Origin of the sequence: Mesorhizobium sp. M0676 (assembly GCF_040320535.1) — a bacterium.
Lineage (GTDB): Bacteria > Pseudomonadota > Alphaproteobacteria > Rhizobiales > Rhizobiaceae > Mesorhizobium.
In genome coordinates this window covers 76221-99822 of record NZ_JAMYPU010000011.1, presented here as the reverse complement: position 1 = coordinate 99822, position 23602 = coordinate 76221, and the positions used below count along the sequence as shown (strand labels likewise).

Annotated in this window: 18 protein-coding genes and 3 pseudogenes; 12 read left to right on the top strand and 9 right to left on the bottom strand. The window is 63.4% G+C overall.

The window, feature by feature from the left end:
• The first annotated feature begins 2 nt into the window (after positions 1-2).
• Entirely contained in the window at positions 3-1010 is a 1008-nt protein-coding gene (locus NKI35_RS14520) for a lipid A biosynthesis lauroyl acyltransferase (RefSeq protein ID WP_352740554.1), read from the top strand.
• A gap of 13 nt (positions 1011-1023) precedes the next feature.
• Here the strand turns inward: NKI35_RS14520 and NKI35_RS14515 are convergent, their stop codons facing one another.
• A complete protein-coding gene (locus tag NKI35_RS14515; RefSeq protein WP_023681747.1) occupies positions 1024-1455 on the bottom strand; it encodes a L,D-transpeptidase in 432 nt (143 codons plus the stop codon).
• Between the two features lie 223 nt (positions 1456-1678).
• On the opposite strand from NKI35_RS14515, the gene NKI35_RS14510 reads away from it, so the two are divergent.
• The 5 genes from NKI35_RS14510 (at position 1679) to NKI35_RS14490 (ending at position 8323) form a co-directional block, all read left to right on the top strand.
• Positions 1679-2959: an acetylornithine deacetylase/succinyl-diaminopimelate desuccinylase family protein gene (locus NKI35_RS14510; protein ID WP_352740552.1), complete on the top strand. Its 1281-nt coding sequence runs from the start codon at positions 1679-1681 to the stop codon at positions 2957-2959.
• Between the two features lie 121 nt (positions 2960-3080).
• Positions 3081-4556 (top strand): ABC transporter substrate-binding protein, encoded by a 1476-nt coding sequence (locus tag NKI35_RS14505; protein ID WP_023741561.1) that lies wholly within the window; start codon positions 3081-3083, stop codon positions 4554-4556.
• Positions 4557-4890: 334 nt separating this feature from the next.
• Positions 4891-5838, top strand: a complete 948-nt coding sequence (locus NKI35_RS14500; RefSeq protein ID WP_352740549.1) for an ABC transporter permease — start codon at positions 4891-4893, stop codon at positions 5836-5838.
• Positions 5835-6704, top strand: coding sequence for an ABC transporter permease (locus tag NKI35_RS14495; protein WP_023700306.1), 870 nt, complete (start codon positions 5835-5837; stop codon positions 6702-6704). The genes NKI35_RS14500 and NKI35_RS14495 overlap by 4 nt, the downstream gene beginning before the upstream one ends.
• The gene (locus tag NKI35_RS14490; protein WP_352740547.1) at positions 6701-8323 is read left to right on the top strand and encodes an ABC transporter ATP-binding protein; all 1623 of its coding nucleotides are present in this window, start codon (positions 6701-6703) and stop codon (positions 8321-8323) included. Before NKI35_RS14495 ends, NKI35_RS14490 begins: the two co-directional genes overlap by 4 nt.
• 115 nt (positions 8324-8438) lie before the next feature.
• Here the strand turns inward: NKI35_RS14490 and NKI35_RS14485 are convergent, their stop codons facing one another.
• The gene (locus tag NKI35_RS14485) at positions 8439-8870 is read right to left on the bottom strand and encodes a TerB family tellurite resistance protein (RefSeq protein ID WP_023688142.1); all 432 of its coding nucleotides are present in this window, start codon (positions 8868-8870) and stop codon (positions 8439-8441) included.
• A 197-nt stretch (positions 8871-9067) separates the two neighbouring features.
• Here NKI35_RS14485 and NKI35_RS14480 point away from each other — a divergent pair.
• Both NKI35_RS14480 and NKI35_RS14475 read left to right on the top strand, forming a co-directional pair.
• Positions 9068-9852, top strand: a pseudogene (locus tag NKI35_RS14480) (TSUP family transporter).
• Between the two features lie 52 nt (positions 9853-9904).
• The gene (locus NKI35_RS14475) at positions 9905-10075 is read left to right on the top strand and encodes a hypothetical protein (protein ID WP_023670429.1); all 171 of its coding nucleotides are present in this window, start codon (positions 9905-9907) and stop codon (positions 10073-10075) included.
• 149 nt (positions 10076-10224) lie between these two features.
• Here NKI35_RS14475 and NKI35_RS14470 read toward each other — a convergent pair whose 3' ends face one another.
• Both NKI35_RS14470 and NKI35_RS14465 read right to left on the bottom strand, forming a co-directional pair.
• Entirely contained in the window at positions 10225-11700 is a 1476-nt protein-coding gene (locus tag NKI35_RS14470) for a cobyric acid synthase (RefSeq protein WP_352740545.1), read from the bottom strand.
• 2 nt (positions 11701-11702) lie between these two features.
• On the bottom strand, positions 11703-12311 hold the full coding sequence (locus NKI35_RS14465) for a dimethylsulfonioproprionate lyase family protein (protein ID WP_352740543.1): 609 nt from the start codon (positions 12309-12311) through the stop codon (positions 11703-11705).
• Positions 12312-12459: 148 nt separating this feature from the next.
• On the opposite strand from NKI35_RS14465, the gene NKI35_RS14460 reads away from it, so the two are divergent.
• From NKI35_RS14460 to mmsB, 3 genes and pseudogenes are all read left to right on the top strand, one after another.
• Positions 12460-13629 carry an isobutyryl-CoA dehydrogenase gene (locus tag NKI35_RS14460; RefSeq protein ID WP_352740541.1) on the top strand — a complete coding sequence of 390 codons (1170 nt, stop codon included), beginning with the start codon at positions 12460-12462 and terminating at the stop codon, positions 13627-13629.
• A gap of 49 nt (positions 13630-13678) precedes the next feature.
• Positions 13679-14046: pseudogene (locus NKI35_RS14455) on the top strand (four helix bundle protein).
• A 98-nt stretch (positions 14047-14144) separates the two neighbouring features.
• Entirely contained in the window at positions 14145-15029 is an 885-nt protein-coding gene (mmsB, locus tag NKI35_RS14450; protein WP_352740539.1) for a 3-hydroxyisobutyrate dehydrogenase, read from the top strand.
• A 425-nt stretch (positions 15030-15454) separates the two neighbouring features.
• On the opposite strand, the gene NKI35_RS14445 is transcribed toward mmsB, so the two are convergent.
• The 5 genes and pseudogenes from NKI35_RS14445 to NKI35_RS14425 form a co-directional block, all read right to left on the bottom strand.
• On the bottom strand, positions 15455-16834 hold the full coding sequence (locus NKI35_RS14445) for an aspartate aminotransferase family protein (RefSeq protein WP_352740537.1): 1380 nt from the start codon (positions 16832-16834) through the stop codon (positions 15455-15457).
• 52 nt (positions 16835-16886) lie between these two features.
• Complete coding sequence (locus NKI35_RS14440) at positions 16887-17009, bottom strand: hypothetical protein (protein ID WP_023670422.1); 123 nt, start codon at positions 17007-17009, stop codon at positions 16887-16889.
• 32 nt (positions 17010-17041) lie between these two features.
• Positions 17042-19111 carry a prolyl oligopeptidase family serine peptidase gene (locus tag NKI35_RS14435; RefSeq protein ID WP_352740535.1) on the bottom strand — a complete coding sequence of 690 codons (2070 nt, stop codon included), beginning with the start codon at positions 19109-19111 and terminating at the stop codon, positions 17042-17044.
• Between the two features lie 98 nt (positions 19112-19209).
• A pseudogene (locus NKI35_RS14430) lies at positions 19210-20368 on the bottom strand (MFS transporter).
• 142 nt (positions 20369-20510) lie between these two features.
• Positions 20511-21686 (bottom strand): MFS transporter, encoded by a 1176-nt coding sequence (locus NKI35_RS14425; RefSeq protein WP_352740533.1) that lies wholly within the window; start codon positions 21684-21686, stop codon positions 20511-20513.
• A gap of 270 nt (positions 21687-21956) precedes the next feature.
• Here NKI35_RS14425 and NKI35_RS14420 point away from each other — a divergent pair, with 270 nt between their 5' ends.
• Complete coding sequence (locus NKI35_RS14420) at positions 21957-23534, top strand: trimethylamine methyltransferase family protein (RefSeq protein WP_352740531.1); 1578 nt, start codon at positions 21957-21959, stop codon at positions 23532-23534.
• Positions 23535-23602 lie beyond the last annotated feature (68 nt).

Sequence of the window (23602 nt, the reverse complement as noted above, 5' to 3'; positions counted from 1 at the left end):
CTATGGCCGGCTCGGTGTTCAAGAAAGCCCGCCGGGACTTCATGTTCCGCTATGGCCGAAGACTGCGCCAGATGGAGCACTGGCTGGTGGCGCGCGTGGCGATGACGATCATATCGCTGCTGCGCCTCTTGCCCGCGGACAGGGCGCTCAATTTCGCCGACCGGGCGGCCCGGCGCATCGGTCCGCGGGTCGGGCGCCACCGTGTCGCCATCAACAATCTGCGCCTTGCCTATCCCGAAAAGAGCGATGTCGAGATCGAGGCCATCGCCTCCGACATGTGGGGCAACATGGCCCGGCTCGCCGCCGAATACATCTTTCTTGACGCGCTCTTCGATTATGATCCGAATGCAGCGAGGCCCGGCCGCGTCGAAGTCGGCGGCGCCGATCATTTCCATCAGATAGCTGGCGAGGACAAACCGCATATCCTGTTCACCGGCCATCTCGGCAATTTCGAACTGCTGCCGGTCGCGGCCGCGACGTTCGGCATGAAGATCACGGCGCTGTTTCGTCCGCCGAACAATCCTTACCTCGCCGATTATATCCATTCGACGCGGCGTTCGAGCATGGGCGCCTTGCTGCCGTCTTCGACCGGCGCCTCCTTCGCGCTGGCGTCGATTCTGGAGAAAGGCGGCAATATCGGCGTGCTGGTCGACCAGAAATTCTCCAGCGGACTGGAGACAATCTTCTTTAACCGCCCATGCCAGAGCAATCCGGTTCTGGGCATGCTCGCCCGTCACTATGATTGCGACGTCTATCCGGCGCGATGTGTGCGGCTGCCTGGCAACCGCTTCCGCCTCGAGATCGAGGACAAGCTGACCTTGCCGCGCAATGAAAGCGGCAGCGTCGATGTCGCGGCCACCACCCAACTGCTCGCCAACGTGGTCGAGCGCTGGGTGCGCGAGGATCCGGGACAGTGGATGTGGTTCCACAAAAGGTGGGAAATCTCAGGCCGGCGTCGCCGCCGGCGCGGACAGGCCAACGCCACCAGCCAGGGGCAGCGTCAATCTTAAGTCGTCGAAAGCCTCAGTTCGTCACAACGATCCGCGTATTGCCGAAGCCGACTTCGCGCACCATCGCATAGAACATCGCGGCATTGGCGGTGTGCAGCCGCACGCAGCCATGCGATGCCGGACGCCCTAGCTGCCTGACCGCGCCGGTGCCGTGGATGGCGTAGCCGCCATGGAAGAACACCGAGTAAGGCATTGGCGACATGTGGTATTTCTTCGAATACCACATCCGCGCCGTGCGTTGCGGCCGATAGGTGCCACGCGGCGTGAAATAGCCACTGCGGGCGGTCGACACGCTCCAGCGATAAAGCACCTGGCCGTATTGGCTGACGGTCATGGTCTGCGACGAGACGTCGATGCTAGCCACCAGCGAGGCAGCCCTGCTTTCGATGGACGTGCCGAACAGCATCGCAGCAAAAGCAGCTGCCATGAGAACAATTTTAGTCATGAGATCAAACCCCTTTGATGCCCCTTGCCTGCTCTGTCATCACGGTGTTTTTCATCTTCTTAACGACAGGTGAGTGATCTAACACACAGTCGTTGATAAATTCGCCAATCTAAAGCAGCGAATTTGAACGATTTTCCCGCCATAGTTGCCGCTGCGACACAAAGTTTCGGCGCCAGTGGCGCGATGCTTGCAAAACCACCCCCTTGCCTGCTCAAATCCGGGAATGAACGAACGACTCTTCAAAGCGATAGACGCTCGTGTTGATGACTTGGTCGCACTGACCGCCGACCTGATCCGCTTCCCGACCATCAACCCGCCTGGCGAAGCCTATCGCCCCTGCGTCGAATATATAGGTGCGCGCCTAGGCAGGCTTGGCTTCGAAACCGAATTCATCCGCGCCGAAGGCACGCCCGGCGATACCGACCGCTATCCCCGCGTCAATGTCGTCGCCCGCTTCGACGGCCGCTCGCCTGGGGCCTGCGTCCATTTCAACTCGCACATCGATGTGGTCGAAGCCGGCGAGGGCTGGAGCGTCGATCCCTTTGCCGGCGTGGTGAAGGACGGCAAGGTCTACGGGCGCGGCGCCTGCGACATGAAAGGGGGCATGGCCGCCTCGATCATCGCGGCGGAAGCCTTCATGGAGGTATTCCCCGACTTTCCTGGCGCCATCGAAATCTCCGGCACCGTCGATGAAGAGTCCGGCGGCTTCGGCGGCGTCGCCCATCTGGCGAAGCTTGGCTATTTCTCGAAACCCAAGGTCGACCACGTCATCATCCCCGAGCCGCTGAACAAGGACCGCATCTGTCTTGGCCATCGGGGCGTCTGGTGGGCGGAGATCGAGACCAAGGGCGAGATCGCGCATGGCTCGATGCCGTTCCTCGGCGACAATGCCGTGCGCCACATGGGCGCCGTGCTGCAGGCCTTCGAGGATGAACTGTTTCCGGCGCTCGACCGCAAGGTGACGCGCATGCCTGTCGTGCCCGAAGGCGCAAAGCGCTCGACCATGAACATCAACTCGATCCATGGCGGCCAGACTGAGGATTTCCGCCCCGGCCTGCCCTCACCCAACGTGCCCGACGCCTGCCGGCTGACCATCGATCGCCGCTTCCTGCTCGAGGAGGACCTTGCCACGGTCAAGAGCGAGGTGACCGATATCCTCGACCGGCTGAAGCGCGAGCGCAAAAAGTTCGACTACGAGATTCGCGACCTGATGGAGGTGCTGCCGCTGATGACCGAGCGCGATGCGCCGGTGGTCAAGGCGGTGGCGCAAGGCATCATGGCGATCTTCGACCGCGAGCCGGAATATGTCATTTCACCAGGCACTTACGACCAGAAGCACATCGCCCGCGTCGGCCACATCTATGATTGCATCGCCTATGGCCCGGGCATTTTGGACCTCGCCCACCGGCCCGACGAATGGGTCGGCATCTCTGATATGGTGGAGTCGGCCAAGGTGATGGCGATCGGGCTGAATGTGCTGCTTAGGGGCACGGCCGCGGACTGAACCATCGACTTCGCTGAAAAAACATTCCTCCCCGCGCCGCTGCAGAGCACGAAACGCAATTTACTCCACCTCGAAATCACGCTTCTATCGCACCAGGGTTCGAGCATTTGGGAGTTGCACGATGAAATTGTGGAAAACCATTCTTGCCGCCACGGTGCTGGCACTGGCCGGCAGTCAGGCATTTGCCGCACGCACCGACCTGGTGATCGGCATTCCGCTCGAGCCGCCGCATCTCGATCCGACCGCCGGTGCTGCCGCGGCGATCGACGAAGTGCTCTACGCCAACGTCTTCGAGGGCCTGACCCGCATCGGCCCGAATGGCGAAGTGCTGCCCGACCTCGCCGAGAGCTGGGCCATTTCCGACGATGGAAAGGTCTACACCTTCAAGCTGCGCACCGGCGTCAAATTCCATGACGGCAGCGATTTCGACGCCGGCGACGTGAAGTTCTCGCTCGACCGCGCCCGCGCCGACAATTCCGTAAACGCGCAAAAGGCCCTGTTCGCCGCCATCGATACGGTCGAAGTCGTCGATCCGACGACGGTCAAGGTGACGCTGAAGAACCCGCAGGGGTCGTTCCTCTACAATATGGGCTGGGGCGACGCGGTGATCGTGGCGCCCGAGAGCGCAGACACCAACAAGGAAAAGCCCATCGGCACCGGCCCGTTCAAATTCCAGAGCTGGGCCAAGGGCTCGTCGATCACGCTGGTGAAATCGGACACTTACTGGGGCGCCCCGGTATCCCTCGACAAGGCCGAGTTCCGCATCGTTCCCGACGCTGCTGCCGCCGTGCCGGCGCTGCTCTCCGGCGACATCCAGGCTTTCCCTTTCTTCGATCCCGACAGCGTCGCGCAGGTCAAGGACGATCCGCGCTTCAAGGTGGTGATCGGCTCGACCGAGGGTGAGACCATTCTGGCGATCAACAACAAGAAGCCGCCTTTCGACAAGCTCGAGGTGCGGCAGGCGATTGCCTTCGCGCTCGACCGCAAGGCGATCATCGACGGCGCCTCGGCCGGCCTCGGCGTGCCGATCGGCTCGCACATGTCGCCCGCCAGCAAGGCCTATGTCGACCTCACCGGCCTCTACCCGCACAATGTCGACAAGGCCAAGGAGTTGCTGAAGCAGGCCGGCCTTGAAAACGGCATCAAGGCGACGCTGAAACTGCCGCCGCCTTCCTACGCACGGCTTGGCGGCGAGATCATCGCCTCGCAGCTGCGCGACGTCGGCATCGACCTCGAAATCATTCCGGTCGAATGGGCGCAGTGGCTGGACCAGGTGTTCACCAAGAAGGATTACGACCTGACCATCGTCTCCCACACCGAGCCCAACGACATCGATATCTACTCGCGCAAGGATTATTACTTCAACTACGACAATCCGGCCTTCGACAAGATCATCGCCGAGCTGAACCTCACCTCCGACGACGCCAAGCGCAACACGCTGCTCGGCGAGGCCCAGAAGATCCTGGCCGACGACGCCGTGGTGGGGTTCCTCTATGAACTGCCGAAGGTCGGCGTCTGGGACGCCAAGCTGCAGGGCCTGTGGGAAAACGCGCCGATCCAGGCGAATGACCTGACCAAGGTGAAGTGGGCGGATTGAGGCGGCGGGCCAAAGGGCGGCGTTTGCGCTCCGTCACACCCCCCTCTGCCCTGCCGGGCATCTCCCCCGCAAGGGGGGAGATTGGGCTCTCATCTCCGCTTTCGCCTATCGCGAACGTTGAACGCTGGTCGACGACACGGAAACTGCTGATCTCCCCCCTTGCGGGGGGTGAGGAGTGGTCCGCGCAGCGGACGGAAAGCCAACTGCTTGGCTTTCCGAACAACGAACGCCCGAAGCGACAGCGAAGGGCCGGGTCCGGCAGGACAGAGGGGGGTGTGACAGAACGCTGCCTTTGCTCAGTCATCGCACTTGGCAACGCACCATTCCCTCCACCATGACCGCCTACCTCCTCCAACGCCTCGCCATTGCCATCGCCACCTTGATCCTGGCCTCGATGGTCGTCTTCGCCGTGCTCGAAATCCTGCCCGGCGATCCGGCGCGGCTGATGCTTGGCCTCAACGCCAGCGCCGAGCAGGTCGAACTCCTGCGCAACCAGATGGGCCTCAACGCGCCGCTTTTCCTGCGCTACCTCCACTGGGTCGGCGGTCTGCTCAGCCTCGATTTCGGCCGCTCCTACACTTATTCGGTGCCGGTCATCGACCTTGTCCGCGAACGCATGGCGGTTTCCCTGCCGCTGGCGCTGATCGCGCTGGCGCTCTCGACCGTCATCGCCATTCCCGTCGGGCTCTTTTCCGCCAGCCGGCGCGGCCGGGCCGGCGATACGATCGCCATGGGCGCCGCCCAGCTTGGCGTTGCCATCCCGAACTTCTGGTTCGCGCTGATGTTGATCTACCTCTTTGCCGTCTGGCTGCGGCTGGTGCCGGCCGGCGGCTTTCCCGGCTGGAGCGCCGGTGTCTGGCCGGCGCTGAAATCGCTGCTGCTGCCGGCCGTAGCACTTGCGCTGCCGCAGGCGGCGATCCTGGCGCGCGTTGCCCGCTCCGCGCTGCTCGAGGTGCTGAACGAGGATTATATCCGCACCGCCCGCGCCAAGGGCCTGCCCTATCGTGCCGTACTATGGCGGCACGCGCTGCGCAACGCGATGATCCCGGTTCTGACCATTCTGGGCCTGCAATTCGCCTTCCTGCTCGCCGGCACCATCATCATCGAGAACGTCTTTTATCTCCCCGGCCTCGGACGGCTGGTGTTCCAGGCGATCACTCAGCGCGACCTGATCGTGGTGGAAAGCATCGTCATGCTGCTGGTCGTCGCCGTCATTGCCGTTAACCTCGTTGTCGACGTCTCCTACGCCATCGTCGATCCGCGCCTTCGAGGCCGGCAATGACGCTGCACATCGACATCCCGCAGGAGACGTTGGGCAGCATTCTGGCCAAGGCCTTCCGCAACCGCTCCTTCCTCATCGGCTTCGCCATCACGGTGCTGGTGGCTGCAATAGCGGTCATCTCCTACGTCTGGACGCCCTACGACGTGACCAAACTGGTGATCTCGGACAAGACGCTCGCGCCCTCTGCGGCGCACTGGTTCGGCACCGATCATTTCGGCCGCGACATCCTGTCGATGATCATGGTCGGCGCCCGCAACTCGATCGCCGTGGCGCTGGTCGCGGTCGGCATCGGCATGGGCGTCGGCGTGCCGCTCGGCGCCTTCGCCGCGGCGCGCGGCGGGTTCGTCGACGAGGCGCTGATGCGGCTGAACGACCTTGTCTTCGCCTTTCCGGCGCTTTTGTCGGCGATCATGATCACCGCCATCTTCGGACCGGGCGCCATCAACGCCATCATCGCGATAGGCATCTTCAACATCCCGGTGTTTGCGCGCGTCGCCCGCGCCGGCGCGCTGGCGATCTGGCCACGCGAGTTCATCCTCGCCGCGCGCGCCGCCGGCAAGAGCAAGACGCAGATTACAATCGAGCACGTGCTGCCCAACATCGCCACGCTGCTTCTGGTGCAAGGCACCATCCAGTTCGCGCTCGGCATTTTGGCCGAAGCCGGTCTCTCCTATGTCGGCCTCGGCGCCCAGCCGCCAATGCCGAGCTGGGGCCGCATGCTGTTCGACGCCCAGACGCGCATGGTGGTGGCGCCGTGGATGGCGATCTTCCCCGGCATGGCCATTGTCGTCACCGTGCTTGGGCTCAATCTGCTCGGCGACGGCATCGCCGACATACTCGACCCGAAATCGCGGCGGCAGCGATGAGCCTGCTGCAGATCGAGAACCTGTCGCTGGCGATCGGCGACGCGCCGATCCTGAAAGGGGTCGAGCTCTCCGTCGCGCCCGGCGAGGTGATGGGCCTGGTCGGTGAATCCGGTTCCGGCAAATCGATGACGGCGCTGACGATCATGCAGCTTCTGCCGCATGCGGCGCGCGCCACCGGCCGCGTGACCTTCGACGGCATCGATATTCTGGCCGCAACCGAGGACCAGATGTGCGCGCTGCGTGGGGACGACATCGGCATGGTGTTCCAGGAGCCGATGACGGCGCTCAACCCCGTCAAGACCATCGGCGAGCAAGTCGCCGAAGGCATACGCTGGCACACTAGGGCAAGCCGTGCCGACGCCGAAGACCGCGCGCGCAAAATGCTCGACCGCGTTGGCCTGCCGGAGGCCAAATTCCCGCTGTCGCGCTATCCGCACGAACTGTCGGGCGGCCAGCGCCAGCGCGTCGTCATCGCCATTGCCTGCGCATTGAAACCCAAGCTGCTCATCGCCGACGAGCCGACCACGGCGCTCGACGTGGTGCTGCAGGCGCAGATCCTCGACCTCTTGCGCGGCTTTGTCAGCGAAAACCGCATGGGCCTGCTTCTGATCTCGCACGATCTCGCGGTCGTCACCGAGATGGCCGACCGCATCACCATTCTGCGCCATGGCGAAGTGATGGAAGCCGGCGACACCGCACGCACGCTGTCTGAACAGCTGCATCCCTACACGCGCCAGCTGGCGCTGGCCTCGATGCACGTGCCCGCGCGCGCCAAAGTTCACGCCACCGGATCGGCCAAGCCGCTGCTTGAGGTCGAAGGCGTGACCCGCGACTATCCCGGGCGGCGTACATCCCTGTTCAAACCCGCTCCCCCGATCCGCGCTGTCGACGACGTCTCCTTGTCGCTGGCGCCGGGCCAATCGGTGGCGCTGGTCGGCCGCTCCGGCTGCGGCAAGTCAACGCTTGCCCGCATGATCCTGGCGCTCGACAAATCGACATCGGGCACGATCCGCTTTCGCGGCGAGACCATCACCGGCAAAAGCGAAGCGGAGCTCAAAGCCGCGCGGCGCGACATGCAGGTGGTGTTCCAGGATCCCTACGGCTCTTTCGACCCGCGCCAGAAGGTCGAGAAACTGGTCGCCGAGCCGCTGCATATACTGGAAAAGAAGCCGACACCGGCCGAGCGGCGCGAGATGGTGGCGCATGCGCTGCACGAGGTCGGCCTCGGCGTCAGCGACATGGACAAATATCCGCATGAGTTTTCCGGCGGCCAGCGCCAGCGCCTGTCGATCGCCCGCGCCATTATCACCAGGCCGAAGCTGGTCGTCGCCGACGAGCCGGTCTCGGCGCTCGACGTCTCGATCCGCGCCCAGATCCTCGATCTGTTCGCAGAGCTCAACCAGAAGCTCGGCATCGCCTATCTCTTCATCACTCACGATTTGACCGTCGCCCGCTCCATCACCGATGAGGTGCTGGTCATGCATGACGGCAGGATCGTCGAGCGCGGCAAGACCGGTGACGTGCTCGATCATCCGCAGTCGGAGGCGGCCAGGGCGCTGGTCGCGGCTGCGCCCGATCTGCATCGGGCGATCGCTCACCGTATGCAGGAACAGGGGTGAGTGACCGGTTCGCGCAGCGAATTCATCGTGCCAGTGGCACGATGAAAGGTCACGAACGCTGGGACGCTGCGAAGCAGCGGGGACCCGGCTGGGCGGCCGTTGCCCCTGGTCTGCCTCACTCCTCCGGCTTCACCACATCGACCGGGCTTATGTCGAGCAAATCGAGCGTGCGGCGCAACAGCCGCACCTCGCTCTCTGCCAGTTTGGAATCGGCTTTGGCGATCTCCGCCATGTGGAGCGCCAGCAACTTGCGCCGTTCGACATCGAGATCGCGGAACAGCGCAATGGCTTGCGAACCGTTGGTCTCGTAGCCGAAGTCATTGAGATATTCGATGACCGCGTCGATGCTGGTTTCCGGGATGCCGAAGGCGTCCTTGCAGATACGCCGGAAGGCGACCATTTCGCTCTCCGAAACCGAGCCGTCGGCCAGGATCATGCGAAACAGCATCAAGAGTTCCGCCGACAGCACCGGGTCGTCGGCAACCTTGCGCACGCCGGGGTCACCATCGAAGATCGAGCGTATCTGGTCGAGCAATGCCATCGCCAACAGTGTCCCCTTTTCCGCGTCCGCCCAGCGCACATGACCCAAAACTGCGCAGCGGTACTGAGATAATGACATGCACCACAGGAAATCCAAGCGCAACGCGCTTGGATGGACGTAGCGCGGAATCGGCCTTGCGCAAACCGGATGGCCATGAGAAGGCGCGGCACCACCTTTCCCGCCGGAATGTTCAGAAAATCCCGATGCTCGACCTCGCTACCCAGACCGTCATCATGCTTGCCTTCGCCGCCTTTGCAGCCGGCTTTGTCGATTCGATAGCCGGCGGCGGCGGGCTGATCACCATCCCGGCCCTGCTGCTTGCCGGCTTCCCGCCGGTCGCAGCACTTGGAACCAACAAGCTGCAGGGCATTTTCGGCACCGCTTCGGCGACCATCCACTACGCCATGAATGGCCATGTCGATCTGCGCCGACAGCTGCCATCGGCGCTTCTGGCCCTTGCCGGCAGTGCCGTCGGCGCCTTGCTGGCGGCATTCGTGCCGGGTGATCTCCTGCGGGCGCTGCTGCCGCTGCTTTTAATCGCCATCGCGATCTACTTCGCCGTGAAACCCAACATGAACGATGTCGACCGCGCCGAGCGCCTGTCGCCCTTCCTGTTCGGGCTGGTCATCGCCCCTTTGGTCGGCTTCTATGACGGGCTGTTCGGGCCGGGAGCCGGCTCCTTCTACATGCTGGCCTTCGTCAGCCTCGCCGGCTTCGGCGTGCTCAAGGCCACGGCACACACCAAGCTGCTCAATTTCGCCTCCAACATTGGCGGCTTCATCGTCTTTGCCGTCGCCGGCGTCGTCTACTGGAAGATCGGGCTGATGATGGGCGTCGCCCAGTTCCTCGGCGCCCGGCCGGCGCCAGCCTTGCCATCCGCATCGGCGCCCGGCTGATCAAGCCGCTGCTGGTGATCATCTGCCTGGCGCTGGCGGTGAAGCTGCTGGCCGACCCGGCAAACCCATTGCGCCAGCTGATTGGTGTATAAGCCTCACGCCTGATAGAGTGCCGTTGTACGAATCATGTTGGAGGGACCACACATGAATCTTAGTGCACCCACTCAGCTTGTTTTCATCATATCCCTTGTCATCGCCATCATCGGCGTGCTCGCCGCGCTTGGCGTTCTTGCGTTCATTCCTCTGGCTGCGGTGTGGATTGTCCTCATCGCATACATCGTGCTTGCCGCCGCCTGCCTGATGCGCGGCGCCTAGGCACCCGCGACCTCTGCAATTCGAAGCGCCCGGTCAAAAGCCGGGCGCTTTTGCTTTGGATGCATGGTCTGTTAGGCTCTTCCGCGCGGAGGTTGACCATGAAGCAAAGCGGACGCGCAGACCCGAGGATGACGAAACGGTGGACGGCCCTACCTCGCTAACCCAAAAATCGCATCGCAATCGAGATGGCGCTCCAGTTCGGCTGCGATCTCGTCCAGAGCGTTTTCCACCTCCGCCCGATAGTCGACGCCGCCGCCTTTCACGCCGAGGCTTTCCAGGAATCTCGCCCGGAAAGCGTCGGCGGAAAACAGGCCGTGCAGATAGCTGCCAAAAACCTTGCCATCGGCGGAAATGGCACCGTCGTCGATGCCGTTGATCACAGCCGACGGCCGCGCCATGTCCGGCCCGGTGGTGCGGCCGAGATGGATTTCGTAGCCCTCGAGCGCCAGGCCGAACGGCACCGAGCGCGCGCTGACATTGCGCACCGTCTTTTCCGGTTCCATCACCGTCTCGATGTCGAGCAGACCAAGACCTTCCGCCTCGGTGACGCTGCCCTCGATGCCATCGGGATCGCGCACCAGGCGGCCGAGCATCTGGAAACCGCCGCAAATGCCGACGATATGGCCGCCGCGTTTGCGGTGGGCGAGGAGATCGCGATCCCAGCCATTCTCGCGGAACTTCATGAGATCGCCGATCGTCGATTTGGAACCGGGAATGACCACCAGGCCGGCATCCTCCGGCAAGCGCTGCCCCGGCGGCACGAACACCACTTCGACCTGCGGCTCGGCCTTGAGCGGGTCGAGGTCGTCGAAATTGGCGATGCGCGACAGCATCGGCACCGCGACCTTCAACGCCCGCTTCTCGCCCGACGTCACGCGTTCGAGCACGACCGAATCCTCGGACGGCAATCGCGCCGCCGCCTTCAGCCACGGCACGACGCCAAAGCAGCGCCAGCCGGTGAAGCTTTCGATCGACCGGATGCCGTCGTCGAACAGCGAGACATCGCCGCGGAACTTGTTGATGAGGTAGCCGACGATCATGCGCCTGTCTTCCTCCGGCAGGATCAGATGCGTGCCGGCGACCGAAGCGATGACGCCACCGCGGTCGATGTCGCCGACCAAGATGACCGGCACGTCGGCGCGCGTGGCAAAGCCCATATTGGCGATGTCGCGGCTGCGCAGGTTGATTTCGGCCGGCGATCCGGCGCCCTCGACGATGACCAGATCGGCGCCCTCACCGACCTTCGTCCAGGACTCCAGCAAGGCGTCCATCAGCCCCGCTTTCATTGTCTGGTAGTCGCGCGCTCGCGCCTCGCCGAACACCTTGCCTTGCACGATCACCTGCGAACCGATGTCGCTCTGGGGTTTGAGCAGCACCGGATTCATATGCACGGTCGGCTGAACACCACACGCCAGCGCTTGCAGCCATTGCCCACGGCCAATCTCGCCGCCGCCGGCGCGGTTGTCGCCGGGAATGTCGGCGACGGCGGCATTGTTCGACATGTTCTGCGGCTTGAACGGCCTGACTTTCAGCCCGCGATTCCTGGCCGCGCGGCAGAGACCCGCCACCAACACGGTCTTGCCGACATCCGAGCCCGTGCCTTGCAGCATGATCGCCTTGGCCATGCTCAGCCCCTGCCCTGCGCGCCGGAAACGGTCGATTTCTGCGACAGCGGCCCGCCGCGCCAGATGTAAAGCGCCAGCAGCGGCTCGCTGCCGGTGCGCATGGCATGGCTGACATTGGAGGCGTGATGGATAATTTCGCCCGCCTGGCGAACATGAAAGCCGCCCTCGCCCATGCGCCATTCGGTGCCGCCGGTCAGCGGAATGTAGATCTCCTCGGCAATGTGATGATGGTCGGGATAGGTGATGCCAGGCCCCAGGATCAGCAATCCGGCCGCGACCTCTTCATTGGCGAAATGGCCGCGCGTGCCAAACACCTCCAGCCAGCCGTATTTCTGCAAGAACGCTTCACCAAAATCGCTCGCGTTGTAGGTCTGCCCCCAGCACAGATCGTCACGAAGCTCCGCCAGCAGTTGCACCACAGGCTGCGGGTCCGGCGGCGCCAGTTCGACAATGCGGTCGAGCAGACCGAGGCACGGCAGCGGATGCGCTTCGAGCACGCGCGCCGTCATATTCCAGCCGATCCGGGTCACGGCGTCCCGCACCAGCGCGTTGTCCACGCCTCGGAGATAGTCATGGAAGCGGTCGAGCAATTCGTCGAAATGTGTCGGCACGCAATGCTCCGTTGATCCATTCATGCACAGCGGCTGCGCGGCGAGCCGGGTTGCGCGGCGGCATCATTGGTCTAGATTGGGCGGCGCGCAAAGCCAAAAACAACAGGCCAGCAAGCCAACCCCCAATGGGGAACACAGGGAGCACGCCATGGACGCCGCGGTCGATGCGAGCACCAGCCAGTTCGAGCTCAACGAGGAACAGCGCGCCATCCAGGAGATGGCACAGGCCTTCGCCGCCGATCGCGTTGCGCCCAATGCGCTCGACTGGGACCGGGCAAGACACTTTCCCGCCGATGTAATCCGCGAGACCGGCCCGCTTGGCCTTGGCGGCATCTATGTCAGGGACGATGTCGGCGGCTCGGCGCTCGGCCGGCTCGACGCTGTGCTGATCTTCGAGGCACTGTCGCACGCCGATCCGGCGTTTTCCTCCTTCATCTCGATCCACAATATGGCGGCGTCGATGATCGACCGCTTCGGCGACGACGAGCAGCGCCAACGCTTCCTGCCGAAGCTGACCTCGATGGAATGGCTGGCGAGCTACTGCCTGACCGAGCCGGGCTCAGGCTCGGATGCCGCGGCGCTGAAGACGCGCGCGGTGAAGAGCGGCGACGACTATGTGCTTAACGGCGCCAAGCAGTTCATCTCCGGGGCCGGCGACAGCGACCTCTATGTCGTCATGGCGCGCACCGGCGCCGACGGGCCGAAAGGCATTTCCACCTTCGTTGTATCAAAGGATGCGCCCGGCCTGTCCTTCGGCGCCAACGAGCACAAGATGGGCTGGCACATGCAGTCGACCCGCCAAGTTATCTTCGAGGACTGCAAGGTGCCTGCAGAGAATCTGCTGTCGGGCGAAGGCGCCGGTTTCGGCATCGCAATGGCCGGGCTCGATGGCGGCCGCCTCAACATCGCCGCCTGTTCGCTCGGCGGCGCGCAATCTGCACTCGACAAGGCGCTGTCCTATACCGCCGAGCGCAAGGCTTTCGGCTCGAAGATCAACCAGTTCCAGGCGCTGCAGTTCAGGTTGGCCGACATGGAGACCGAATTGCAGGCAGCGCGGATCTTTCTCTACGCCGCCGCCTCGAAACTCGACCGCAAGGGGCCGGATGCCGGCAAATGGTCGGCCATGGCCAAGCGCTTCGTCACCGACATCGGCTTCAACGTCGCGAACGAGGCGCTGCAGCTGCATGGCGGTTATGGCTATCTTCATGATTACGGTATCGAAAAACTGGTGCGCGACCTGCGCGTTCACCAGATCCTCGAAGGCACCAACGAGATCATGCGCGTCATCATCGCGCGGGCGTTGATCGGACGGCAGTAGGCAGTATGCAGTAGGCAGTAGGCAGTAGGCAGTAGGCAGTAGGCAAAGGATGACCGGCAAGATCAACTCGTACAAGGATCTTATCGTATGGCAGCAGGCGATGGATCTGGCTGTCAGCACCTACTCATTGACCAAGACATGGCCCAAAGAGGAATTATATGGGCTGACCAGCCAAATCCGCCGTTCAGCAACCTCTATCCCTGCAAACATCGCGGAAGGCTATGGCCGAGACAACCGAGGCTCCTATCAGCAATTTCTCAGGATAGCCCAAGGCTCGCTTAAGGAGTTCGAGACACACCTCCAAGTCGCTCAACGCATTGGCGTTGCCACGCATGGGCAAGCTGAGCACCTGCTTCTGGCGGCCGAGGCCATCGGAAAATGCTTCGCCAACTTATTCTCAAACTCGCACCCGAATAGGTCGCCCTACTGCCTACTGCCTACTGCCTACTGCCTACTGCCTACTGCCTACTGCCTACTGCCTACTGCCTACTGCCTACTCATCATGGAGCACCGCTATGACCACTGTCGCCTTCATCGGCTTGGGGAATATGGGCAACCCCATGGCTGCCAATCTCGTCAAGGCGGGGCATGCCGTGAACGGTTTCGACCTCATGCCGGAGAACCTCGCCGTCGCCAGGGAACATGGCGTGACGGCCATGGCGAATGCCGTGGCGGCGGTGAAAGACGCCGATGTCGTGATCACCATGCTTCCCGCCGGCAAGCACGTGCTCTCGGTCTACGAGGACATCGCACCCAAGGCCAAACCAGGCGCCCTGTTCATTGATTCCTCGACCATCGATGTCGAGTCGGCCCGCAAGGCGCATGCCGTAGCAAGGGAGCACGGGCTGCATTCCATCGACGCCCCCGTCTCCGGCGGCACCGGCGGTGCTGCTGCGGGAACGCTAACCTTCATGGCCGGCGGCGCCAAGGATGCCTTCGCTAAGGCCGAACCGGTCCTGAAGCCGATGGCCGGCCGCATCGTCCATTGCGGCGACGACGGCGCCGGTCAGGCAGCCAAAATCTGCAACAACATGATGCTCGGCATTTCGATGATCGGCGTCGCAGAGGCCTTCGTGCTGGCCGAAAAGCTCGGCCTCTCGCATCAGGCCCTGTTCGACGTTGCCTCGACCTCGTCGGGCCAGTGCTGGTCGCTGACCACCTATTGCCCGGTGCCGGGTCCCGTGCCGGCCTCACCCGCCAACCGCGACTACAAACCGGGCTTTGCCGCGGCACTCATGCTGAAGGACCTGAAGCTGGCGCAGGAGGCGGCCCAAAGCGCCGGCGCGGTGACGCCAATGGGGGCCGAAGCAGCCCAGCTTTATGCGCTGTTCAACGCCCAGGGAAATGGCGGATCGGATTTTTCCGGCATCATAAATTTCCTTCGCGGCAGTTCTCTATAAGTTTCGAATTTGGCAGCGCTTTTCTCGATTTTTATTGCGCGGAAAAATTGCAAATTTAGATTTGCTTAAGCTCTCGATAACCCGGCGGTAACGATGTGCCTATATAACGGATGGCGAGGCGGACATATCGCATCCGCCCGGCGCCCCGGATAAGGTCTCGCGTACCGGAGCCCGTAAGTTTCGCAAGTGTATTGTTGGCGAAATGCCGTGCGTATCTGGCAAAGCCGCGTTCCCATGGAACGCGGTTTTTGCGTTTTGCAGTACTATACTGCTCGGTCTGAATTATTATTCCGATTGCAGCGTTCGGAATTGCCTCATGGTCTTCATTGACCAGCACGATCGGTGCGCTGACCCCGTCGACCCTGACGATAAGCAGGCGCACAGTCCGGGCGCCCTGTTTGCAAGGCGCCCGGCGCTCGTTTCATCTACTTCTTGCGCAAATCCGCTTGCGCCAGATCCAGCGCTTTGGCGATGCGATCGCAAGCCATGTCGATCGTCGCGCGGGTCCAGATCAGCGGCGGCGACAGGATCATCGTGTCGCCGGTGGCGCGCAGCATCAGGCCTTGGGCGATGGCGTGGTCGCGAATGGTGACGGCGGCACTGCCCGCCGGCAGGAAGCGCTCCTTGGTCGCCTTGTCCTTGACGATCTCGATCGCGCCCATCAGCCCGATCGATCGCACCTCGCCGACCAGTTCGTGGCCGGCAATGCGCTCCTGCAGCGCCTGGGCGAAGTAAGGTCCGGTGTCGTTCCTGACCCTGTCGACTAGGCCTTCTCGCTCCATGATCTCGAGATTCTTCAGCGCCACCGCGCAGGCCACCGGGTGACCCGAATAGGTATAGCCGTGGTAGAATTCACCGCCCTTTTCGACCAGCGTCGCCGCGATACGGTCGCCGACCAGCAGCGCCGACAGCGGCTGATAGCCCGAGGTCAGTGCCTTGGCCGTGGTGATGGTGTCCGGCTCGATGCCGAAGGTCTGCGCCGCAAACCATTCGCCGGTGCGGCCATAGCCGGTGATGACCTCGTCCAGCATCAAAAGCACATCGTATTTGCGGCAGATGCGCTGCACTTCCGGCCAATAGCTCATCGGCGGTATTTTCACCCCGCCCGCTCCCATCACCGGCTCGCCGATGAAGGCGGCGACCTTGTCGGCGCCGGCCTCCAGAATGGCATCCTCGACCGCCTTGGCCGCGCGCAGGCCGAAATCATGGTCGCTTTCGCCAGGCAGCGCCAACTCATAGGCATAGGGCATCATCACATGGACGATGTTGGGAACCGCCCCGCCGAGCTGCTTGTGCATCAAATCCATGCCGCCGAGCGACGTGCCGGCGACGGTCGAGCCGTGATAGCCCATCTTGCGCGAGATGATGCGGTTCTTCTCCGGTTTGCCTTCCAGCACCCAATAGTGGCGCACGAGCCGCAGCGCCGTGTCGTTGGCCTCCGAGCCGGAGGAGCCGTAAAACACCTGGGCGATGCCCTTGGGCGCCAGCTCGGCCAGCTTCTTCGACAGCAGCACGGGCGTCGGCGTCGAGCATTTGAAGAAGGAATTGTAGTAGGGCAATTCCTTCATCTGCGCGTAAGCGGCGTCGGCCAGCTCGTCGCGGCCATAGCCGACATTGACGCACCACAGCCCGGCCATGCCGTCGAGTATTTCGGTGCCGTCGGCATCGTAGATGAACGGGCCGTTGGCGTGGGTGATGATGCGCGAGCCGGTCTCGCGCAATTCCTTGTGGTCGGTGAAGGGATGCAGATGATGCGCGGCGTCAATCTGCTGAAGCTGCTTCAGCGAATAGTTCTGGTAAGTCATGGGTTTGCTCTTTCCTCTGGAATCAAACCGGCAAGCTGCCGGGGCGACTTCGTCAGAGGACGGCGGGCGGCGAATAGCCGATGCGGGCGCACAGCCTGAGCAGTTCGGCGCGCAGCGTGCGCGGCGACGGTGTCACCGCGACCCCGAAGGCGCCGGATGTGCTCATGTAGACCATGGCGGCAGTCTATGCCGCCCGAGGCCCGGAATTCAAGCGGTGCCGCTCAATACCCTTTGCAGGAACACGTATTTCATGGCGGTTTGCGCCGCTTGCGGCCGGCGGTCGCCGCGACCGCCATGGCCGCCTTCCGTCTCCTCGAAGAACAACGTCTTGCCGTGACCTGCTTCCTGCAGCTTCGCCGCCATCTTGCGGGCGTGGCCGGGATGGACGCGGTCGTCGGCGGTCGATGTCGTGAGCAGCACCGGGGGATAGACGGCATCGGCCGAGACATGATGGTACGGCGAATAGGCGGCGAGCCACTTGGCTTCTTCCGGTTTTGCCGGATCGCCATATTCGCCGATCCACGAGGCGCCTGGCGGCAGTTCGGTGTAGCGCAGCATGTCGAGCAGCGGCACCTCGATGATGACGGCGCCGAACAGTTCGGGATGCTGCGTCAGGGAAACGCCGGTAAGCAGGCCGCCATTCGAGCCGCCCTGGATGCCGAGGGAAGCAGCCGTGGCTATGCCGCGCCTGACGACGTCCTGCGCCACCGCGGCGAAATCGTCGAAGGCAGTCTGGCGATTGCCCTTCAGCGCCGCCTGATGCCAGGCCGGCCCAAACTCACCGCCGCCGCGAATGCAGGCCTGCACATAGGCATTGCCCTTCTCCAGCCACAGCCTGCCGCGCACGCCGGCATAGCCGGGCAGCAGCGGTATTTCGAAGCCGCCATAACCATAGAGAAGCGTCGGTACCGGACCCTTCTGGTCGCGCCGCCTGACGACGAAATACGGGATCATGGTGCCGTCCTTCGAGCGCGCCTCGAACTGTTCGGAGACCAGCGGCGCGGCGTCGAACCGCGCCGGCTGCGATTTCACGGTGGCCAGCGTCACCCCGTCATCGTCCGACCAGATGATCGAACTCGGCGTCAGGAAATCGGTGAAGGAGAAGGAGACGCTGGAACCGAAATGCTCGGCATGCGCGATGCCGACATTGCCGTTCTCGGGCAGCGCCACCGGCTTCAGCGACCAGCGGTCGCCGCTGCGCTGGGCGACGATGACCTTGCCGCGCACATTGTCCATCAGGTTGATGAACAGCCGGTCCTGCGTGCGGGCAATGCCGGCGATCGACACGCGATGCGCCGGCTGAAGCATGGTTTCGACAGGACCCAGTTCGCCGGTGTCGATCCAGCGTTCGAAATCCAGGGAATAGAGGCCGTCCGGCAGGCATTCGGTGCCATCCGGCGCCGTCCACGGGCTGCGCACGCCGAACACAAACCGACCCTTGAACAGGGTGCTGTCGGTGACATCGTCCGGCAACGGGATGCGGCGGTTTTCGCCCGACGGCAGGCGCAGAAAACTGTGCGAGGAGAAGAAGGCGATCGTGCGGGCCAGAAACAAATACTGCCTGTCGCCATCATGCTCGACCCCCGCGCCGGCCGCGAGATCCTGCTTCTCGGCCTCGAAGATCGGCGTCGCCTCCTCCAACCGGGTGCCGCGCTTCCACAGCTTGACGACGCGCGGATAACCGGACTGGGTCTTGTCGTCTTCATCGAAGGCAGCCGAGACAATGACCGTGTCCTTGTCCAGCCAGGAAAAGCCGGATTTCGAAGCGGGAGCGCGGAAGCCGCCCTCGATGAAGGATTTGGTCTCGATGTCGAATTCGCGCATCTCGCTGGCATCGCCGCCATCCGGCGACATCGCCACCAGGCAAAGGTTGAAATCGGGGTAAAGGCGGCTGGCGCCGCTGAACACCCACTTCACCCCCTCCTTGGCCGACAGCACGTCGAAGTCGATGATCGTCTCCCACACAGGCTTCTCGGTCTTGTAGGAAGCAACCGTCGTGCGGCGCCAGAGGCCGAGCACATTGGTCTTGTCCTGCCAGAAATTATAGACTTGACCGTTGAGCGCGGCACCGACCGCAATGTTGTCCTCGGCCGTCATCAGGTCGAGCGCCGTCTCGAACGCCGCCTGGTAGGACGGATCGCCCTGCAGTTCGGCCATGGTGATCTCGTTCTGGCGATGCACCCAGTCGAGCGATTCCTTGCTGGTCCGGTCCTCCAACCAGAGGAACTTGTCCTCCGCGGTGGCATCCGTCTGGCGTTTTGTCGTCGATTGGGTCACGCATGGTCTCCAGGCTAGTGGCGGGCAGCCCTGCCTACATCGCGTTGCAAGCGGTTTTATTCAAGATGGTGACGTCAGGTCATCGGGGGAATGCGACCTCAAACCATCCGCCGGCGCAGGACCGTGGCCACAGCCAATGCCAGACAAATCGTGCCCAGCGTGATCGGCAGGCCGGAGGCGCCGATCACATCCATGACGCCACCCGCCAGCGGCGGCACCACGATGCCGCCGATGCCCCACATCAGGGAGAAGGCGGCATTGCCGGCGACCAGCGCCGAGCCGGTAAAGCGCTCGCCGAGCTCGATGATCGACATGGTGTAGATGCCATAGGAGACCGCGCCCCAGATAAAGACGCAAGGCCAGATCAGCGGCGTCTCGATGAGCAGCGGCAACAGGGCGCAGCCCAGCACCGTCACCACGACGCAGATGAATCGCACCAGCCGCGCCGTCAGCCGTTCCGCCAGCAAGCCGAGCGGCACCTGCATGGCGATGTTCCTGCGATCATCACCGACAGCAGCGCCGACATGCGCGCTTCCGCGATGCCATGGTGCGTGCCGTAGACCGGCAGCAGCGCCAGCACGCCCTGTTCGAAACCGGCGGCAACGACCACCGCCGACAGCAGTAGCCATGCCAGTGGCATGAAGCCCATGACCGAAACCCTGCGCCCGGCTTCGTCGACCTTCGGCAGTCGCGGCAGCACCAGCCCCAGGCAGGCGCCGCAAAGGATGAAGGCGGCGATCCCCACCAGGAATGGCGGCCATCCCACGGTGCCGACAGCGAGCAGGCAGAGCGGCCCGGCAGCGAAGCCGGCCGAGATGATGGTTGATAGACACCCATGACGCGACCGCAGCGCGATGGCGGCGCCAGTGCGATGACCCAGATTTCGCTCAAGACATAGAGCGGATTGGTCACCACGCCGATCAAGAAGCGCAGCGGAAACCACAGATAGACATTCTGCGTCCAGCCGATCAGCGCAAGCACAATAGCCGAAAGCGCCGCGCAGGTAAGCGCGGTGCGCCCTGCGCCGAACCGGCGCGCCAGTGCCGGGATCAGCGGCGACGAGACGATGAAGCCGATCGGCGTCATTGCCGCCGAGAGCCCGATGATGGCCGGCGAAACGCCTTGGCGTTGCAGGATGAAGCTCAGCAACGGATAGGACAGGCCTTGCGCGATGGCGAACACCGAGACGGTCGCGATCACGCCGCTGATCGCCGCCCACTGCATCTTCTCGTTGTCAGCTTCCGCCAGGTTCATCATTGGCACCTAAACCAGGCTCAGGACTAGCTTTTCTGTCCGACGCGGGTAAGCCCCGCCCTGGGAAAAACCGTTTGCTCCAGACAAGGCCTGTCAGGAGTTTTTGGCCTGTCAGGAGTTTTGGGCCGTCAGGAGTTTTGGGCCGTCAGGAGTTTTGGCGCTTGAACGATCGGTAGAGCGCGAAGCTCACCAGCAGCGCGTCGAGTCCGGCGATCACCACCGGCAGGCCGAGCGGACCGATGACCTGCATCAGCGCACCGGCGCCGGGCGGGCCGACAATGCCGCCGGCGCCCCACATCAAGGCAAAGGCGGCGTTACCGGCGACCAGCACGGTTCCCTTGAAGCGGCTGCCGAGCTCCACCAGCGCCATGGTGTAGACGCCATAGCCGAGCGCTCCCATGACGAGAAGGACGAGCCAGATCGCCGGCGTCGTGATCAACAACGGCAGCAAAACCGCGCAGGCCGTTGTCGCCAACGCACAGAAGATGATCATCGCCCGCCCGCCGAAACGCTCGGCAAGCAGGCCGAGCGGGATTTGCAGGAAGATGTTTCCCAGCGACAGTGCCATCACCAGGGCCGCCAGCGTCCTTTCGGGCAGGCCATAGGCAGCACCGAAGACCGGCATCAATGCGTAGGTGCCCTGCTGGACCGCCGCTGAAACCAGCACGGCAAACAACAGCGCCGGCGCCAGCCTGGCGAAACCGAAAAAGCCGCCGGGCAATTGGCCGTCATCCTCGAAGCCGGCGAGGCTTGACGAAACAGCACGAAGGATCGCGGCGCACAGGATGAAGCCGGCCATGCCGACCAGGAAAGGAACCCAGCCCGATATCCCTACCGCGGTCAGGACCAAAGGCCCCGCAGCATAGCCAGCGCCCAGCACGGTGTTGAATGCCCCCATCACCCTGCCGCGGCGCGACGGCGGCGCCAGCGACAGCGCCCATACTTCGCCCAGTATATAGAGCGGGTTGATGACGATACCGATAATGAAGCGGATGACGAACCAGCCCACCCAGTCCTGCAGGTAGCCGATGCCGAGGAAGCACAGCGCCCCAATCAATGAGCAACCCACAGCCAGGTTGCGCGCGCCGACCAGCCGAACGGCTGCCGGCACGAACGAGGCCGAAAGGATCAGGCCAAGCGGCATCATCGCTGCCGACAAGCCGATCAGCGCCGGCGACATGCCTTGCTTCTGCATAAGCAGCGTAAACAGCGGCGAGCTCAGCCCTTGCGCCGCACCGAACATCGCGAGGGCGGCAGTTACGCCGGCAAGCGCTGCCCATTGCGTCCCCGCTTCGCCATCGCTCGAACCGGTCGCAGCCATGATGCCTTCCACATGAATTGCCGGCCCATCCAGCGGCAAACCACTGAGCTAGCGGTTCGATTTAGGGAAAGGAAGGGCCGCGCCTGAAATCCCCTTGCGCCAAGAGCCGCAGTGGGCGCGTCCTGTCCGCCAATCCCGGCAAGGTTGTCAGCTGTCGGACTGCCGTTCGGGCATGTCGCTTCCCTCGTCCTAGTGGTCGCCGCCTCCGCAATGGCCGGACAGCCGCCGGTCCATTATGCCGCCCGCTACCAGCATCGTACGAGGACCATCATGACCGCCGCCCTGCACCCAGCCGAACCGCCTTTGGCAACCGACCGCGCCCGTCGCGGTGGCCGTGCGGGCAAGCGCGCCGGCGGCTCGGCCGCCTTCGAACAGCCGGCTTTTCGGCAACTGAGAAATCCGCTAACGCCGACCAAGCTGGTCTCTGACGACGAGCTGGAATCGATCCACCTCGCCTCGCTGCGCGTCTTGAGGGAAATAGGCGTCGACGTGCTGCATGACGAAGCGCGCCGCATCATGAAGGAAAATGGCGCCGATGTCCGCGAGGGCAGCGAGCGCGTGCGCTTCGACAGCGACATGATCCTCGATCTCATCTCCAACTGCCCGTCGGAATTCACGCTCCATGCCCGCAACCCGGCGCACAATGTGCGCTTCGGCGGCAACAATGTGATCCTGTCGATGATGGCGTCGGCACCGAACTGCTCCGACCTCGATCGCGGCCGCCGTCCGGGCAACCAGCAGGACTACCGCAACTTCCTGCGCCTGGCGCAGATGCACAACATCCTGAACTGCACCGGCGGTTATCCGGTCGAGCCGACCGACATCCATCCTTCCGTGCGCCACCTCGAATGCATCCGCGACCTCGCCACGCTGACCGACAAGGTGTTCCACATCTATTCGCTCGGCAAGGAGCGCAATGTCGATGGCATCGAGATCGCCAGGATCGCCCGCGGCATCAGCCATGAGCAGATGCTCGAAGAGCCGTCCGTCTTCACCATCATCAACACCAATTCGCCGCTGAAACTGGATGTGCCGATGATGGAAGGCATCATCCAGATGTCGAGCAAGGGTCAGGTCGTCGTCATCACGCCCTTCACCCTGTCCGGCGCGATGGCGCCGGTGACCATCGCCGGTGCGCTGGTGCAGCAAAATGCCGAGGCGCTGTCCGGCATCGCCTTTGCCCAGATGGTGAGAAAGGGCGCGCCGGTTGGCTATGGCGGCTTCACCTCGAATGTCGACATGAAGTCGGGCTCGCCGGCCTTCGGCACGCCTGAATATATGAAGGCGCAGCTTGTCGGCGGCCAGCTTGCCCGCCGTTACAAGATCCCCTACCGCACCTCCAATACCTGCGCCGCCAACACCGTCGACGCGCAGGCAGCCTATGAAAGTGTGTTCTCGCTGTGGGGCGCCATCCAGGGCGGCGGCAATCTGATGATGCACGGCGCCGGCTGGCTCGAAGGCGGCCTGCGCTGTTCCTACGAGAAGACCATGCTGGACATCGACCTGTTGCAGATGGTGGCCGAGTTCCTCACCCCGCTCGACCTGTCCGACGAAGCGCTCGGCTTCGACGCCATCCAGTCGGTCGGCCCCGGCGGCCATTTCTTCGGCACCCAGCACACGCAGGACCGCTACAAGACAGCCTTCTACTCGCCCATCCTCTCCGACTGGCGCAATTTCGAGACCTGGGCCGAAGCCGGATCGCCGACCGCGCTGGAAAAGGCCAACAAGGTCTGGAAGGAGCGGCTGGCATCCTACGAGGAACCCTATATGGACCCGGCGATCCGTGAAGAGCTCAACGACTTCGTCGAAAAGCGCACGGCCGAAGGCGGCGCGCCGACCGATTTTTGATCGGCAAGCAACTGGCGGCATCCTGCCAACCGACACACCTGATTCAATTTACGCAAAAACGGACCTAT

What these genes read in the sequence shown, in the direction of transcription:
- NKI35_RS14500 (WP_352740549.1), top strand. Translation starts at nt 4,891, where the DNA reads ATGACCGCCTACCTCCTCCAACGCCTCGCCATTGCCATCGCCACCTTG.
- NKI35_RS14515 (WP_023681747.1), bottom strand. Translation starts at nt 1,455, where the DNA reads ATGACTAAAATTGTTCTCATGGCAGCTGCTTTTGCTGCGATGCTGTTC.
- NKI35_RS14475 (WP_023670429.1), top strand. Translation starts at nt 9,905, where the DNA reads ATGAATCTTAGTGCACCCACTCAGCTTGTTTTCATCATATCCCTTGTC.
- NKI35_RS14520 (WP_352740554.1), top strand. Translation starts at nt 3, where the DNA reads ATGGCCGGCTCGGTGTTCAAGAAAGCCCGCCGGGACTTCATGTTCCGC.
- mmsB (WP_352740539.1), top strand. Translation starts at nt 14,145, where the DNA reads ATGACCACTGTCGCCTTCATCGGCTTGGGGAATATGGGCAACCCCATG.
- NKI35_RS14495 (WP_023700306.1), top strand. Translation starts at nt 5,835, where the DNA reads ATGACGCTGCACATCGACATCCCGCAGGAGACGTTGGGCAGCATTCTG.
- NKI35_RS14510 (WP_352740552.1), top strand. Translation starts at nt 1,679, where the DNA reads ATGAACGAACGACTCTTCAAAGCGATAGACGCTCGTGTTGATGACTTG.
- NKI35_RS14445 (WP_352740537.1), bottom strand. Translation starts at nt 16,834, where the DNA reads ATGACTTACCAGAACTATTCGCTGAAGCAGCTTCAGCAGATTGACGCC.
- NKI35_RS14490 (WP_352740547.1), top strand. Translation starts at nt 6,701, where the DNA reads ATGAGCCTGCTGCAGATCGAGAACCTGTCGCTGGCGATCGGCGACGCG.
- NKI35_RS14420 (WP_352740531.1), top strand. Translation starts at nt 21,957, where the DNA reads ATGACCGCCGCCCTGCACCCAGCCGAACCGCCTTTGGCAACCGACCGC.
- NKI35_RS14425 (WP_352740533.1), bottom strand. Translation starts at nt 21,686, where the DNA reads ATGGCTGCGACCGGTTCGAGCGATGGCGAAGCGGGGACGCAATGGGCA.
- NKI35_RS14470 (WP_352740545.1), bottom strand. Translation starts at nt 11,700, where the DNA reads ATGGCCAAGGCGATCATGCTGCAAGGCACGGGCTCGGATGTCGGCAAG.
- NKI35_RS14440 (WP_023670422.1), bottom strand. Translation starts at nt 17,009, where the DNA reads ATGGTCTACATGAGCACATCCGGCGCCTTCGGGGTCGCGGTGACACCG.
- NKI35_RS14505 (WP_023741561.1), top strand. Translation starts at nt 3,081, where the DNA reads ATGAAATTGTGGAAAACCATTCTTGCCGCCACGGTGCTGGCACTGGCC.
- NKI35_RS14460 (WP_352740541.1), top strand. Translation starts at nt 12,460, where the DNA reads ATGGACGCCGCGGTCGATGCGAGCACCAGCCAGTTCGAGCTCAACGAG.